Genomic DNA, 15,083 nt, shown 5'->3' with positions numbered 1-15,083 from the left:
TGATCATGTCACAAACATCCGATTTAAGTATTACGAAATAAAGTTCAGAAATATCAGTTCCTTGAAAAAAAATCAAAATCGCTGATCTAATGATTAAAACGGATAATTCACATTATAATATAAAATAGATTACAATTGTACGGAGAATTTTACAAAATATAATAAATATACAATAATAATTATTTTAAGACGCCCAACATATAGACAGACAGATTCTGCACCTCCAACAATATATTAAATAAAATACATCATAAGCAATATTTGATTAACTCTATTGTCTCCTAGAATACCTAAGAGTATAGCATACCGGAGATATGGGTCATTTCAATTAGTGACCAAAAATGGGTAGAATGTTCACCGTTATGGCACTACATCCTTAACAGTGACACTGCAGGGCATGTAAACAAAGACTGTTTATGACAGATCAATGATGAACGTCGTGATCTCTTCCACGGATCGTTCGGTGTCTGTGCAACCCCATCCATGAAGCTTCAGAGGATAATAGTACCTTGTTCCAATTTTGGGATCTGGATAGCCAGCAGTACTAATATAGGTACCATTCAGCTTATCAGCAACCACGAATTTGCTGGTATTGGTAGTGATCTCGGAACTGTAGAATATAGATGTTCGATCTGCATTTTTATTCTTTCCAATAACTTTCACTGTATAGTTACTTGCGGCAAGAGTGGAATTGAATGTTGTATCGTCATTGTCATCAAAGTGTCCAAGCAGTTTTCTAAGAGTCGTGCCATTCCAGACTCGGGCTTTCGGGTCGGTGAAACTGCCAAATTCGTTTTCAGTCAGATTAATGAAAGTACTGTTGGAAATCGTACTGTTAGTCCATGAATCATCAGCATTTAAGCGGTTAAGATTAACCGGCCAGTCTGCTGCCGCCGCTGGCATTACTCCGATTACCATCACCATGACGAGCGTTATGGCGATCATTCTGTGTGTTCTACCATAATTGAAAGATTTTTGCTTTTTCATTCATTTCACCTTCTAGCCCCTGCCGGAAACCCGCCAAGGGTCACCTCGAGTTAACCGGTGTTGATTTATGGGGCCAATAAATCAACGATGGTATATTGATCGTGAGACAATATATATAATTATCGGCAAATTATTCAACAATTTATATCATCATCAGCAGCAGTTAGATGAACGCAACTCTTTTCATTCAGGTGATATTTCTCTATGGTACTCATGATGTAAGATCAACAGCCTGATTCCTTGCAGTGAGGGAAAAATACGATATTGTCCCAATCCCGGTGTTGTCTAAAATTGAAACCCAAATTGAAGAGATCAGGAGATATCATGTTCCAGATACCCGGAACAGTCAAATTACATTCCACCACGATCTGATAGACTATGGTGAAATATCAAACTTAGGATATAATAATCCTCAGGGCACCAGACACCCGTCCTGAAAATACAAAAACCGGTCTGCACACAGCCGTGCGAATTCCTGATCATGGGTGACGACAATTATCGTCTTGCCCCGCGTCTTCAGGTCACGAATCAGGGACGCCAGTTTATCTTTTAGGATTTTGTCAAGGCCAAGAGTGGGCTCATCCAGCACAACAACAGGAGTCTGCATCACCAGATGACTTGCAATCGCCACCCTCTGCTTCTCCCCGACAGAAAGTTTCAGCGGCCGGCCTTTCCGGCCCAGATGTGTCATGTCCATCAGCTTCATGATCTCATCGATGGAATGGTCGATGTCACCTTCATCCATCCCGAGATTCCGGGGGCCGAACGCAAGTTCGCGTTCGATGGTCTCCTCGAAGAGCTGATAATCTGCATGCTGGCCAACGAGAGAAACGAGGGATGCCGTCTGTGCCACCGTCTTGCCTGCAATATCGGTACCTGACACAAGCACACGCCCGCTATCCGGCCGCAGAATACCATTGAGATGTTTGATGAACGTACTCTTTCCCGAACCGTTCGGGCCGCAGATAAACACCACCTCACCCGGATAAAAAGCAGCAGAAACTCCGTTTAACACAGGCGTTTTCCGGTGCGGATAGGTGTAGCTGACATCAAGCACCTCAATTGCTGGGATAACACCTTCCGGGGGAACAAACGGTTCAGGCAGACATGTCCCGCCCGCATGCACTACGCCGCCGGTCTCACCCGGAAGCAGCGCCATACCTCCTGCAGAATAATCCGCAGCAGGCCCGTCATACACAATCCTGCCGGCATCCATCACCACCACGCGGTCGATAAACCCTTCCAGAAGGTCCAGCCGGTGCTCAACGATGACAACCGCAATATTCCACGTTTTGCCGATTGTTCCGAGATGTTCAAGGAGAGAGGCAGCAGAGTCCCTGTCAAGACCGGAGAGAGGCTCGTCCAGCACAATTATCTTCGGCCGCATGACGAGCACCGACGCAATAGCAACCTTCTGGCGTTCACCCCAGGAGAGATCGGCAAGCTCCCTCCCCCTCAGATGCTCCATTGAGAGCATTTCTGTGACACTGGTAATTCTCTCCTCAATACTCCCGGAATCAATACCCGACTGCTCAGGGCCAAACGCAAGTTCTGAATCAACGTCACCTGTGACCATCTGGTGGTCAGGGTCCTGAAAGACATAGCCGACAATTTTCGAGAGACCGGGAACGGATGTTTCCGATGTATCCAAGCCGTCAACGGTCACCTTCCCCTCCATCCTTCCGGCCCGCAAATTTGGAATTAACCCGATAAATGTTTGAATCAGAGTGGACTTCCCCGACCCGCTCGGGCCCATAAGAACAACCCGTTCACCGGTGCGTATCTCCAGGTTGATATCGAAAAGAGCCTGCCGTTTTCCTTCGGTCTCAAAATAGGGATATGAATATGAAAGGGATTCCACGCTGAGGAGCGGTTCACCCATTCTTCTCACCAATGACACCCGCCCGGGTCAGCCGCCGGACGATATACACCGATATCAGTCCTCCCAGCCCACCGAAGACGATGTAGGTAACTGAACTCAGACCAATGCCGAGGATGATGAAATACTGCGGAACACCCAGTAATATCTGCACCCCGTAGTGGACCACCATCTTCACGACATTTGAGAGAGCCCCGGTGATGACACCCACGGCAAGAGAATCAAACCGGTATGCAAATACTACCCCACAGATATCCGCTACAACGCCAATCGTCAGGTAGCTGAAGATATCAAAGACATGAAGGGCGCCCAGACCAAAAAACGAGCCCAAAAGCCCGGATATAAGCCCAATATATGTCCCGGTGCCGGGCTTTCGTACAATTGAAATGCCGACAATCATCGGAATGACCCAGAATATGCCGGAATGCCCAGGAATATGCACGGGAACCTTGAATACTACTTTCATGACGAAGATCAGTGCACCGCAGATGGACATCAGGGCAATCTCATTCAGCGAAAAATACTTCTCAGGATGCATATCTACTCTCTCCTCACAAACGACGTCTCAATATCAAGACTGAAATCATCCGGCTGCACTTCACTCACACAGACGACAAGCAGTATATCATCAAGCAGACTGCCCCCCGTATGAGTGACGTAAAACTCTCCTGACTGCGCATCGGTTTCAATGACCTCGCCTTTCAGCAGATCCGAACTGTCCGTGATATGAACGGCGCCATCCCCGCCGGAAAGGGGATCAAAATGGATGAAATAGTAAAACGATTCGGCCCCTTCATCGGTGTCATATTCACCCGGCGGCAGAACGGGTACATTGTTCCATGATGTCATTGGGGTGGAGAGCAAATACCCGGTGCCTGCTTCAGCATCCCCTGTGACAAAATACGATGATGCACCATATCCGTCCTGTTTGTTTGTCCGGCACTTCGCCGTTGCGTCAAACCCGATCACATGAAATGCCGCAGTCCCAGCAAGATTCGTAAATGAATAATTCACCTGCACATTCCCTCTCCGGTGCAACGCAGGATTTCCCCCGTACGGTGTTGCATTCGCTTTGACAAACATCAGATACCATTCGTTATCGCCATATGCAGTGTTTGAAATATTCAGCGGTTCCTTAAACGGCCGCCACTCCTGCGGACCGTAATTAAAGTCGTTCCAGTAGAAGGTCTCCTGAATACCGGCATCTGAGAGAGGAAGGATAGTGTCAGGATTCAGTCCTTTCACCCATTCCTCACCGCCAATCTGCAGTGCATACATACCGCCGGCAAAAAGGACCAGAAAAGCAAAGGCAATGCCAATCCTCTTTGTGACAGGGTCTGAGGGTGTCATCCGCGTTTCACAGCATGGAACTGGCCGTCAATATTCTCAACAAACAGGATTTTTCTGCCATCAACCGGACAGGGCTTCGCAGACTTTCCTTCCTGAATAATAATTCTGCCATCCCGGACAACATGCCCGTCAACCGTATAGACGGCATCAATGCCCGCATCAAGGAGACTCTCAACATCAGCAGGACCCGTCATCTCCCGGATTTTGCCGCACATCAGGAACCTGCCGTCGTTGCCGCCTTTTGCAAGACCAAGGCCCGCCATCGTGCCAATCACACCGTCTTCTGTTCCGCCAAGACCTTCCAGCCGGATTCCGAGATTAGCTGCAAGCGTCCGGGCTTTTTCCTGGTTCAAAACGATTTTCTGAGCGTCCCTTCCATACGCAATAAGAGGAGGCAGGATCTCATCTGCACAGGCCACGGCGATCCCGGGATCACTCCCGTCAATAAAATCATTGAGCATGCACTCCTTTGCGGTCTCAAAGATCCAGTCCTTGTCATCCCGCTCCCGTGCCTCGATATGAATCACCGCACAGCTGTTGTGTGAGGTGAAGGGTATATCCTCATGCACAAAGAGCTGATGACGGGAGATGCCGTCAACGTGGAATTCCTTTGCGATCTCTGCCCCTGTCGCCCGTGCCAGTCTTCCTGTGCCGCGTGAGTTCAGGCTGTCTGTGTCGTCCATTGCAAGATAGATTTTCATTTTCATCATCTCCGGTTCGTAAATTATCAAAGGGCAAATGAGCAGCGTTATGGTCGAATAGTACTTCCAGACAGAGGCATACCGGCAATGAAAACCATGAAAATCACACGTTTCATCGACACCGATTGAAACCCGAAAAAACCTGATTTTAAAAACCTGATATTTCAGTACATCTGTCCATAGCAACCAGCCAGAGTAATCAAAAATAGTTAATCATTATTTTTGAGAATTTCTGGATCGGTGATCTAATGTTTTTCAGGCAATGTATAAATCTCTTCACATTTTCGACAAATGCAACAAATAAGTTAATTTTACTAAATTAACATCAAAACTACCAGACATTCACATACGAGTACAGGAAAATGACAAATTCATAAGTGTTTAACATCATATTAGATCTTTGAGTATCATGCCCGATGAATACGAGAGAACCATTCATGCACCGGATATTATTGAGAATATCCACCACCCCCTCAGTCCTGATCCCGGTAAGGATGCTGACCTTCAGGCATATTCAGACAAACTGGTCCTTCTTGAATCAGAAATAAAAAAGGTAGTCATCGGACAGGAAGAGGCAATAAAACAGTTGATCATCGCCTTTGCAGCAGGAGGCCATGCACTCCTGGAAGGCGTGCCCGGTATTGCAAAGACCCTCCTTGTGAAGACCCTCTCTCAGTGTACCGGATGTTCGTATAACAGGATTCAGTTCACTCCTGACCTTCTCCCGGCAGACATCACCGGGACAAAAATCTACCAGTTTGAGTCTGCATCCTTCAAAACCGTACAGGGCCCGGTCTTTGCAAACATTGTCCTCGCTGATGAGATAAACCGTGCACCCCCGAAGGTGCAGTCTGCACTGCTGGAAGCGATGCAGGAACAGCAGGTCACCATTCAGGGAGACAGTCATCCCCTCTCGTTGCCGTTCTTTGTGCTTGCAACCCAAAACCCCTTAGAATCAGAGGGTACATATCCCCTGCCCGAAGCACAAACAGACCGCTTCATGGTAAAAATTCTGATGGATTACCCATCCAAAGATGAGGAAATCCGGATTATTCGTAACGTCACCGGCGAGAGAAAGCCTGCCGCCCGAAAAATCCTTGAATGTCATGATATTCAGACCATCCAGTCTGCCATACGGGCAATACACTGTGCTCCCCTCGTGGAGAAGTATGCCGCAGAAATTGTTGATTCAACACGGCACCCGGATGAATACGGACTCAGGTATACCGATTACATCGCATTCGGCGCCTCGCCACGGGCATCCATCAGTCTGATAATGTGCGCCAAGGCAAAGGCACTCTTTGAGAAGAGGAATTATGTTATCCCTGACGACATCAGGGAGATGGCACATCCGGTGCTCAGGCACCGAATACTCCTGAACTATGAAGCGGAGGCAGACGGAATTGTCACAGAAGACATTATCGATGACATCCTCTCCCGGGTGAAGATTCCGTGACGGTTCCCCAAGAAGAAAGAATATCGTCACTATCAGGATATTCGGTGGAAGAATGCCTGAATACCGTCCGGAAGATCAGAATGATCTCCGGCGAATATGCACAGAGGAACGAGGCCGGCATCCATAAATCCCGGTTCCGGGGTCGGGGGACAGATCTTGCAGACATACGGGAGTATGCATTCGGGGACGATATCAGGTCGATGGACTGGAACGTCACCGCACGCTACCATAAACCCCATATCAGAATCCATAATACTGACCGGGAACGGACGCTGTATCTGGTAATAGACCGTTCAGCATCATCCACATTTGGAACGGACGTCTCAAAAGAGCTGAAAGCCCTTGAAATTTCCGCCACAATTCTCTATTCGGTATTGAAAGAGGGGGATGCGGCAGGCGTCCTCCTCTTCACGGACAGAGTCGAGAAGTATATCCCTGCACGCAAGGGAATGAAACACGCAGCGGCGGCAATCAATACCATCATCTCGCACGCTCCCGTCTCAAATCAGACGGATCTCGGACATGCCGCAGAATATCTCCTGGGAAGACTAAAACGGAAAAGCCAGATTGTAATAATCTCCGATTTTGATTCAGCGAATTTTGAGGATGCGATTGCACTTCTCAGCAGAACACATGATGTGCAGGCAATTCGGCTACAGGACAACCGTGAATCAGAAATACCCGATGTGGGACTCATCGAAATTGTGGACCCGGAAACCGGCGAACATATGCTGATAGACACCTCGGACACGGAATTCAGGAAACAATACCAACTGATTGCAGAAGCACACGAGAGAAAGCTCACGAACTATTTCCGCAAAAACCGTATTCCGGCACTCGATGTTCCCACATCCGACGCATACCGGGATGTTTTTGTAAAACTGAACACGTTTTACCGGGGGCCTGCATAACCGATGACAGGATTTTATCACCCTGAATTACTGTTGGGTCTGCTCCTGATTCCGGTTCTGGTTTACTACTACCGGCACCATGAAAAACACAGTCGGCGCCGTGCTCTTGAATTTTCAAAAGTATCCTTTGCAAAGGCGGCACAGGCAGCACAGGCATCAGCCAAAACACGTCCGGCATCGGGATTTTTCACCCCGAAAAGGACCGTATTCATCCTCTTTCTTCTGGCACTGACATTCCTTATCGTCGGCCTTGCGGGGCCGCACATCCCCCTTGAGACCGAAAAAGAAGGGGTCAACGTAGTCCTTGCGATGGACGTATCCGGCAGTATGCAGGCAACCGATTATAAACCGAACCGGCTTGAGGTGGCAAAGAAATCCGCCCTTCTTCTGGTTGAGAGTCTCGGTGAAAAGGACTTTGCAGGGATTGTTCTCTTCGATTCAGGGGCGTCATCCGCTGCGTACCTGAGTCCTGACAAGGAGAAGGTAGGACGAAAACTGTTGGCTGTCAGTGCGAGAGAGGGGAACACGGCCATCGGAGACGGGCTGGCACTTGCAACCGACATGGCAGACTCCATCCCCGACCGGAGAAAAGTGGTGATCCTCCTCTCAGACGGGGAGAATAATGCGGGAGGGATCACCCCTGCCGAGGCCGTCTCTTTTGCAAAGTCAAGAAATATTCAGGTATACACGATTGGCCTTGGATCGGACGAGCCGGTACTGTATGACTACGACTCGTTCGGAAATCCGCTCTATGCAAATCTGGATGAGGAGAACCTGAAATACATTGCAGAAGAGACAGGAGGAGAATACTACAGATCGGTTGACGAAGCGACGCTGGGAGAAATATATGCAGGAATCAACCAGGTGATTGTGCGTGAGGCAGAGGAGACGGATGTCAGCCGGGTGTTCTTTTTCCTCGGTGCGATGTTCCTTCTGATTGCGATGTTCATGGCATTTGGACGGAGGCAGGCAATTCCGTGAAGAAAAAATTCATCTCCTGCATGGCAGTCATGGTGATTCTCTGTATGGCAGCCACCGGTATGGTTCAGGCAGGGGATGACGCCGTATTTCTCTCAACCGGTTCTGCGGAATACCGGTTTGCCGTACATGAGGAATCACGGATTCCGGTCAGTATCACAAACAATATGGGACAGGACCTTCCCGGCATCATCCATGTGAGTATTCGTGATCCCGTCACCGGAGAATACGTCTATTCGCAGAGTAAGCAGATCACCGCTTTCTCCGGAGAGGAGCAGTATTATCTGTCTGCCGGTAATTTCGGCGAAGAACAGAACATTATCGTCGATATTTCATTTGAATACGGCACCGGACCGGTTTACCGCTCAGAACTCAAAGGGATCGGACTCAGTTTCACCGATGAACAGCTGCCGGAAGAAGAGAGCAAAGAGGAACGGCCGGATACTACACCCATCACAAGCACGTCAGGAATAAAATCAGAAGATACCAGTATGGATACCTCATCCTATCAGCCGTATGCCGCAGATGGTGAAGTCCATGCCGTCGAGGAACATGCCGATGCCGACGCACTCAGACGAACACTCCTCGAAGAGCAGATAGAAAGAGAAATCCTGAAAAACGCCCTGAGATCAGCAATTAAGGACGACATACTCTTCCAGGGTGTCAATTCCTCGTTATACGATCAGAATTTTTCACGGCTCTCTCTTGCGGTAACGGCACAGGGAAATACCTCCGGTGCATTTTCCTCCATCTACCGTGACACCAGTGACGAAACGGTTTCCCTCTCAGGAACCGTGAATGAAGGCAGGATAATAAATATTTTTGAGAATACCACTGCAGCAATCGCTCTGCCAGGTATGTTTACGGATAACGAGACATTCAGACGTGCAGTTTCTGCTATCGTATCCGAAGGGTTTGTACGCACAGGGACAGAGATGAATACGTCAACCCATTATTCAGATGTAAAAGTCCGGTATGATAAGGGCATATATCATGCAGAAATCCGGGCAGAATCTATTGACGGAAACGTGACAGCAGTCGATCTAAAAAAAGATGACATCCTGCCGTTCTATATCCTGCCTCTTCTCATTCTGGTGTTTGCCTCTCTCAACGCTCTGATTGTATATGCCTATTACATGATGAAGCCGGGAGATACGGAAACAGCAGAACCGGACACAACCGGACAGATACGCTCCCCGGAAGACGAAATGGATCTACTGCGTTCAGCGGAACTGCTCTTTGCAAACGGAAAGAAAAAAGAAGCAGTCAGTCTCGCAGTACGGGCACTCAGGATGCACATCTCGTCAGATCAGGGTGCCGGGAATGAAATTTCCGATCGGGAATGCAGGGAATATCTTCTTGCGAATCAGGATTCGGAGAAGAGAGAACAGGCACTCACCATCCTGCAGATGACAGAGATGCAGCGGTTTGCAGAAGAGAATGTCACAGAAGAACAGTTCAGAGCCCTGATCGACGTCATTAAAAGACTCATATAAGGTTTAACACTGTGGAACCTCCCCACAGCCAAGGGAAAGTACGGGGATCACCCCCGCCACCCGGCAACTAAAACCTTCCTGAAAATCGCCGGACGAGCACTGGATAGGTTCATAAAAGTCCGCGGACAAACCGTCTGCCAGCCTCCCGTGCCTGCTCCTGCACAGCGGCATCTCCGGCCACCGCTCTTTTCTCAAAGTATCCTTCAGCCGGCAGCGTGTCTGTCACCGCAAATCCCAGCGCCGCAAGGGGCCGCTGCATCGCCTCAATGGCAAATCCCCGTTCTTCCGGTTTCGTCTGTTCAGCGACAGAAAAGACGAGCGCCTGTCTGCCACGACCTTCAAAAAAGCTCGAATATGGGCCGGGCCGTTCGGCTGAGAACCGATAATACGGATAAAGACGGTCGATGAAGGCCTTCATCTCCGGGGTGATGTTGTAGTTGTAGGTCGGTGATCCAAGGATCAGTCCGTCTGCCGCCTCAATTTTGGGGTAAAGCAGGTGCATGCCGTCCATAAAACGGGTGCAGGTGAGGTCTTTGCGACAGCGTTCACAGCCCGTGCAGGGGTGAATGGCATAATCACGGAGATACACTGCCTCTGTTTCACCCCCCGCCGAAACCGCACCCTCCAGAAGCATTCCGAGCAGCGTATCAGTATTCCCGCCCGCACGCGGACTGCCGGAGATACCAATTATCTTCATTGCTCCTCCGTTTCACCGGGCGGGCGTCCCTCAAGCACCGCCTGAATTGTCCAGAAGTCAGCCGCAAGCACCTCACGGAATGCGGGCCGGTAGATGGTAGCCGCCGGGTGATACACAGGTATGACAACCTGCTCGCATCCGGTATTCCGGAGACGAAAAACAGTGCCGTGCACCTCAGATATAGGACCGGGCGTAATCCCATACGACTCAAGCACCCACCGCATCGCAAACCGCCCGAGGGGGACAATAACCTCCGGACAGAGCAGGGCAAGCTGTCGCTCAAGGTAGGGACGACATGCCTCTATTTCCTCTGTCGTCGGATCCCGGTTTTTTGGCGGCCGGCACTTGACGATGTTGGTGATGAACACTTCATCACGGGCGACGCCGATTCCTTCGAGAAGACCATCAAGGATACTCCCCGCCCGACCAACGAAGGGACGCCCCTGACGGTCCTCGTTTCGCCCCGGCGCCTCTCCAATAAACAAAATGCGGGCAGGCACCGGGCCGTCACCCGGCACAGCGTTGGTCCGCGTCTCTGCAAGCGGACATCGGGTACATGTACGGACGTCGTCTTCTATTGCATTACGTTCCTGTTCGGTGTTCATCCTGTTTGCTCCGGTAAAAAAGGTGGGACAGCCGGACGGATAGAGCATATGGTTTGTGCACCGGAGGTCAGGGTGCAACAATCCGCCCGATTTCATCGAAATAATCCTGGTACAGTCCGAGATCGCCGTCACTGAGAGCCTGTGCAGCGAGGTCATAGAGTTCAGCGATCCGTGCGAGCTTTTCCCGGTCATCCTCACTGATCGGAGGCAGCTCACCCGGTGTGCCATCCCCGATATCTTCAGGCACCCCCGCCTCACCGCCGAAGATGACAGAAAGCGCCTCCCCGAGCGTATCCTGCATTGTTAGCCGGTCACCATAGGCGACAATGACCCGTTTGAGCTGTGGAAGTGTCCCTTTCTCCGTTGCCTCCAGATAGAGTGGTTCGACATAAATGATGGAATCCTCAATGGGAATCACGAGCGTATTGCCCCGGAGAACCGACGAGCCGGACTGCGACCAGAGCGTGATGTCCTGCGAAATCTCGGTATCCTGATCAATCCGGGCCTCGATCTGCATCGGCCCATAGGTGAGCTCCTGTTTGGAGAACTGGTAGACCACAAGGGACCCGTAGGCGGCCCCGTCAGAACGGGCGGCCATCCACCCGATCATATTCTCTTTGTTTCGCGGGGTAAAGGGCAGCATCAGGATGAACTCCTCCGACTGCTCACCAGGAAGGTCCATAATAACATAATACGGCTGCATCTGCTGACGGGAACCGCGATAGATCTCATCGGGGATGACCCATGCGTCCTCTTTATTGTAGAAGACGCGGGGGTCCTTCATATGATAGGTGGCATAGAGATCTGCCTGCACCTGAAAGAGCCCCTGCGGATAACGGACATGGCTCTTGAGCGAGTCCGGCATCTCTGCGAACTCTTTGAAAAAGCCGGGGAAGATATTCTCATATGTCTTTATAAGCGGGTCTTCCGGGTCGACGACATAGTAGGTAATATCCCCGTTATAGGCATCGACGACCACTTTCACACTGTTTCGGATGTAGTTGAGTCGCTGACCACCGACTGTTGAAACCACAAACGGCTCAGCGTAGGGGAACCGGTCTGCAGTGGTATAGGCGTCAATGATCCAGTAGAGGCGGTCGTCGGCCACGACGACATAGGGATCAGAGTCATAGGAGAGGAACGGAGCGATGGTCTGTGCACGGTCAGCAATATTGCGGTGGAACAGAATTTTGCTCTGATCCGTAAGCGATCCTGACACCAGCAGTTCAACAGAGCCAAATTTCAGCCCATATATGAGCCGTTTAACAAAATTATCCATGCCGACGCCGCCCTGCCCGTCATAGACATGATAGGCATTCTGGTCTCCTGCCGGATAGTCAAACTCCTCCGTGGTGGTACCCGTCACGACATAATTGCCGGTCTCCTCGCCGTAATAAATTCGCGGCTCTTCGAGCGTGAAATAGGGTGAAGATGGCGGAATATCCTTCAGATAAAATACCGGGAGACCGTCAGCCGTCACTTCATCGACCGGGTTCATCACGGCGCCATACCCGTGGGTGTATATAAGATGCGTATTCACCCACGTCTGTGCCTGCGGCTGGAGACCCCGTATGTTCATCTCCCGTGCCGAGACGAGGACCTCCTTGTAGGTGCCGTCAAAGTGGTAGCGGTCGACATCAACATCATTGAAATCATAGTATGTCCGAAAGAGCTGAAGCTGTTCATAGGTGGTCTTCAGCGGCCGCCAGTCCCAGAGACGGATATTTTTGATGGTTGCATTGTTCTCCTGTATATCTGCCGCCGAAAGATTATACGCGACAGGGAAGAGCACCTCATCGGCCGTATCCAGGTCATAGCTTGCCAGCGTGAAGCGGATGTTATAGTCCAGATACTGCTCCTCCAGATTCAGCTCATTGGGTTCAACAATAAGTCCCTGGACAACCGCACCGGCAATAATGCCAATGAATGCGATTGCCACAAAGGCGGCGATGCCATAGGTAATGACCTCAATGCGTTCGAACTTCTCATTGATCAGAAACCCGATGCCAATGACAAACGCCACTCCGGCAAGAATGGTGAGCACCGGCAGGGTGATATGAACCGCGGTATACCCGGCCCCAACCACCGCTCCGGTTTCAGAGAAGAGCAGATCAAACCGGGCAAGCCAGAGGCGGAGAGCAAGTGCGGCAAAGGTGAGAAAGAGCAGGGCGTTTAACTGAGGCAAAAATGCCTGTATTGTCTGTTTCAGGGATGGGCTGCTCTCGTACCCGATCCCGCCCTCACCTTCACCTTCGCCCCCGGACCGGTAAAAAACACGGTTTCTAAGGATATTTACGGGAAGACCGGCAAGATACGGGAGGCCGGAGAGAAGAATGGTCAGGATGAAGAGGGCAATACAGAGGTTTAGAGCGAGATTGTAGAACGGGAGCGAGAACACATAAAATCCGACATCAAGCCCGAATATCGGTTCCGTCATGCCAAATGGCGCCTGATTGAGATATTTATATACGGTTTCCCAGGCACCTGAGATGCTGAGCCCGGCAAATAACGCCAGCAATCCGGCAAAAAAGACTGAAAGCGAAAACCCGTCAGGTGAGTACCCCTGCATGCGGGAAGCCTTTCCGGCCGCATGCCGGATATTCAGATACGCAAATCCAAAGAATACGGCAGTTACGATGACAAAAAGCACTACCCGGATAAAAAGAATGGAGAGGAATACGTCCTCATACCCGATGGAAACAAACCAGTACCAGTCTCCGAGAAGGCCGAACAGAACCAGTATAAAGACAAGGATGGCGATGCCGGCAATAATTAGCCTTTGACGGTTCATTGGATCACTCTGGGAAGAGATGTGGTTATACTAAAAAAAGGTTGGGAATAAAGGTATGGAAGATGCTCCGGGGTATTCCTCAAAAATACCCGGAATAGCAGTACGTTGTTCACGCACGCGTACCGAATAAAATCTCTGCCACCGGTGATACAGCCCTCGTTATCTTCAGTGCCTTCTCCAGAACAGTTCTTATTCATGCGAGGGGATTGTGTCACAGGGGATATCATATCAGTTCCCCTCCGGTTTTTCAGGATCACCCGCTTTCTGTTTACCGCCCGTTCCGGTACCAGGACCTGATCTTTGATACGGGGGATGCAGAGATGGGACAGCAATAACAGATGAATACCGCAGCGAGATGCTTCCATACACCCGGAACAGGGGAAAAGACCTTAGGATTGCACTACCTATCTGCCCCTGAAATCCCCGGCGTTTCAGGAGAATATACTCAGGTGGTGACAATATGAAGAAAACAGGTCAGGAATTTCTGAAGAAGACACAATACCCGTATCTGGAGCCGTCAGGCCAGATGATGGGGATTCCCCAGCCGCCGGTGGAGCTCCCCTGCCCCGGAAACGGAGAGGCAATCCGTCTACCCGCTCCCGCCTCAGTCACGGTGCCACATATCGATCTCCGGGATGCCATCCTCCACCGGGAAAGCAGACGGTCATACCGGAAGGAGCCGATCACGCTTGACGAGCTCTCGTTTTTGCTCTGGTGCACACAGGGTGTAAAACGGGAGGTCACTGGTGAGTATACCTTTCGGACGGTGCCGTCTGCCGGTGCCCGCCATGCATTCGAGACGTATGTGCTCGTCAATAATGTCGAGGGGGTGGCGCCGGGACTGTACCGTTACCTTGCCATTGAGCACCTGCTTGCAGAGGTCAGCGCTGAACCGGGCATCACCAACAAAATATTCCATGCATGCCTCTACCAGCAGTTTGCAAAGAAGAACGCGGTTACCATCATCTGGACAGCGGTGCCCGACCGGATGACATGGCGCTACAGTGAACGGGGATACCGGTATCTCTTTCTTGACGCGGGCCATGCCTGCCAGAATCTCTATCTCGGTGCCGAGGCCGTCGGATGCGGCGTCTGTGCCATCGGGGCATTTGATGATGAAGCGATGAACCAGATCCTCGGCCTTGACGGAGAAACCCAGTTTGTCATTTATATTGCAGCCGTGGGCAAAATTACGACCAGAATAACATAATCTCAGGGTATGCCTGCCGGTG

Annotated in this window: 13 protein-coding genes; 5 read left to right on the top strand and 8 right to left on the bottom strand. The window is 50.5% G+C overall.

From position 1 onward, the window contains the following. Positions 1-414: 414 nt before the first annotated feature. The 5 genes from OU421_RS08760 to OU421_RS08740 all read right to left on the bottom strand — a co-directional run bounded on the left by OU421_RS08760 (position 415) and on the right by OU421_RS08740 (position 4,917). Positions 415-987 carry a hypothetical protein gene (locus OU421_RS08760; protein ID WP_268185717.1) on the bottom strand — a complete coding sequence of 191 codons (573 nt, stop codon included), beginning with the start codon at positions 985-987 and terminating at the stop codon, positions 415-417. Between the two features lie 412 nt (positions 988-1,399). Next, on the bottom strand, positions 1,400-2,869 hold the full coding sequence (locus tag OU421_RS08755; RefSeq protein WP_268185716.1) for an ABC transporter ATP-binding protein: 1,470 nt from the start codon (positions 2,867-2,869) through the stop codon (positions 1,400-1,402). Further along, complete coding sequence (locus OU421_RS08750; RefSeq protein WP_268185715.1) at positions 2,862-3,404, bottom strand: ECF transporter S component; 543 nt, start codon at positions 3,402-3,404, stop codon at positions 2,862-2,864. Before OU421_RS08750 ends, OU421_RS08755 begins: the two co-directional genes overlap by 8 nt. 2 nt (positions 3,405-3,406) lie before the next feature. Beyond that, positions 3,407-4,216: a hypothetical protein gene (locus OU421_RS08745; RefSeq protein ID WP_268185714.1), complete on the bottom strand. Its 810-nt coding sequence runs from the start codon at positions 4,214-4,216 to the stop codon at positions 3,407-3,409. After that, complete coding sequence (locus OU421_RS08740) at positions 4,213-4,917, bottom strand: ABC transporter substrate-binding protein (protein WP_268185713.1); 705 nt, start codon at positions 4,915-4,917, stop codon at positions 4,213-4,215. The genes OU421_RS08745 and OU421_RS08740 overlap by 4 nt, the downstream gene beginning before the upstream one ends. 409 nt (positions 4,918-5,326) lie before the next feature. On the opposite strand from OU421_RS08740, the gene OU421_RS08735 reads away from it, so the two are divergent. The 4 genes from OU421_RS08735 to OU421_RS08720 are packed head-to-tail and all read left to right on the top strand — an operon-like array spanning position 5,327 to position 9,758. Continuing rightward, entirely contained in the window at positions 5,327-6,373 is a 1,047-nt protein-coding gene (locus OU421_RS08735) for an AAA family ATPase (protein WP_268185712.1), read from the top strand. Beyond that, positions 6,370-7,284, top strand: a complete 915-nt coding sequence (locus OU421_RS08730; protein ID WP_268185711.1) for a DUF58 domain-containing protein — start codon at positions 6,370-6,372, stop codon at positions 7,282-7,284. Before OU421_RS08735 ends, OU421_RS08730 begins: the two co-directional genes overlap by 4 nt. Positions 7,285-7,287: 3 nt before the next feature. After that, positions 7,288-8,265, top strand: coding sequence for a vWA domain-containing protein (locus OU421_RS08725; RefSeq protein ID WP_268185710.1), 978 nt, complete (start codon positions 7,288-7,290; stop codon positions 8,263-8,265). Further along, complete coding sequence (locus tag OU421_RS08720; protein WP_268185709.1) at positions 8,262-9,758, top strand: hypothetical protein; 1,497 nt, start codon at positions 8,262-8,264, stop codon at positions 9,756-9,758. Before OU421_RS08725 ends, OU421_RS08720 begins: the two co-directional genes overlap by 4 nt. Before the next feature lie 109 nt (positions 9,759-9,867). Here OU421_RS08720 and OU421_RS08715 read toward each other — a convergent pair whose 3' ends face one another. Genes OU421_RS08715 through OU421_RS08705 form a run of 3 tightly spaced genes read right to left on the bottom strand, consistent with a single transcriptional unit; the run spans position 9,868 to position 13,851 of the window. Next, positions 9,868-10,455 carry a flavodoxin family protein gene (locus tag OU421_RS08715; protein WP_268185708.1) on the bottom strand — a complete coding sequence of 196 codons (588 nt, stop codon included), beginning with the start codon at positions 10,453-10,455 and terminating at the stop codon, positions 9,868-9,870. Then, positions 10,452-11,108, bottom strand: a complete 657-nt coding sequence (locus OU421_RS08710) for a uracil-DNA glycosylase (RefSeq protein ID WP_268185707.1) — start codon at positions 11,106-11,108, stop codon at positions 10,452-10,454. The genes OU421_RS08715 and OU421_RS08710 overlap by 4 nt, the downstream gene beginning before the upstream one ends. Positions 11,109-11,127: 19 nt before the next feature. Continuing rightward, complete coding sequence (locus OU421_RS08705; protein WP_268185706.1) at positions 11,128-13,851, bottom strand: UPF0182 family membrane protein; 2,724 nt, start codon at positions 13,849-13,851, stop codon at positions 11,128-11,130. A gap of 460 nt (positions 13,852-14,311) precedes the next feature. Between OU421_RS08705 and OU421_RS08700 the strand changes: the two genes are divergently transcribed. Further along, a complete protein-coding gene (locus OU421_RS08700) occupies positions 14,312-15,061 on the top strand; it encodes a SagB/ThcOx family dehydrogenase (protein ID WP_268185705.1) in 750 nt (249 codons plus the stop codon). Positions 15,062-15,083 lie beyond the last annotated feature (22 nt).

The organism is Methanogenium organophilum (genome assembly GCF_026684035.1).
Taxonomy (GTDB): Archaea; Halobacteriota; Methanomicrobia; order Methanomicrobiales; family Methanomicrobiaceae; genus Methanogenium; species Methanogenium organophilum.
This window is presented reverse-complemented; position numbering and strand designations above follow the sequence as displayed.

Bases quoted from the DNA above. Each gene is read 5' to 3' on its own strand.
- OU421_RS08745 (WP_268185714.1), bottom strand. From the start codon at position 4,216: ATGACACCCTCAGACCCTGTCACAAAGAGGATTGGCATTGCCTTTGCT.
- OU421_RS08750 (WP_268185715.1), bottom strand. From the start codon at position 3,404: ATGCATCCTGAGAAGTATTTTTCGCTGAATGAGATTGCCCTGATGTCC.
- OU421_RS08715 (WP_268185708.1), bottom strand. From the start codon at position 10,455: ATGAAGATAATTGGTATCTCCGGCAGTCCGCGTGCGGGCGGGAATACT.
- OU421_RS08760 (WP_268185717.1), bottom strand. From the start codon at position 987: ATGAAAAAGCAAAAATCTTTCAATTATGGTAGAACACACAGAATGATC.
- OU421_RS08700 (WP_268185705.1), top strand. From the start codon at position 14,312: ATGAAGAAAACAGGTCAGGAATTTCTGAAGAAGACACAATACCCGTAT.
- OU421_RS08755 (WP_268185716.1), bottom strand. From the start codon at position 2,869: ATGGGTGAACCGCTCCTCAGCGTGGAATCCCTTTCATATTCATATCCC.
- OU421_RS08705 (WP_268185706.1), bottom strand. From the start codon at position 13,851: ATGAACCGTCAAAGGCTAATTATTGCCGGCATCGCCATCCTTGTCTTT.
- OU421_RS08725 (WP_268185710.1), top strand. From the start codon at position 7,288: ATGACAGGATTTTATCACCCTGAATTACTGTTGGGTCTGCTCCTGATT.
- OU421_RS08710 (WP_268185707.1), bottom strand. From the start codon at position 11,108: ATGCTCTATCCGTCCGGCTGTCCCACCTTTTTTACCGGAGCAAACAGG.
- OU421_RS08740 (WP_268185713.1), bottom strand. From the start codon at position 4,917: ATGAAAATCTATCTTGCAATGGACGACACAGACAGCCTGAACTCACGC.
- OU421_RS08735 (WP_268185712.1), top strand. From the start codon at position 5,327: ATGCCCGATGAATACGAGAGAACCATTCATGCACCGGATATTATTGAG.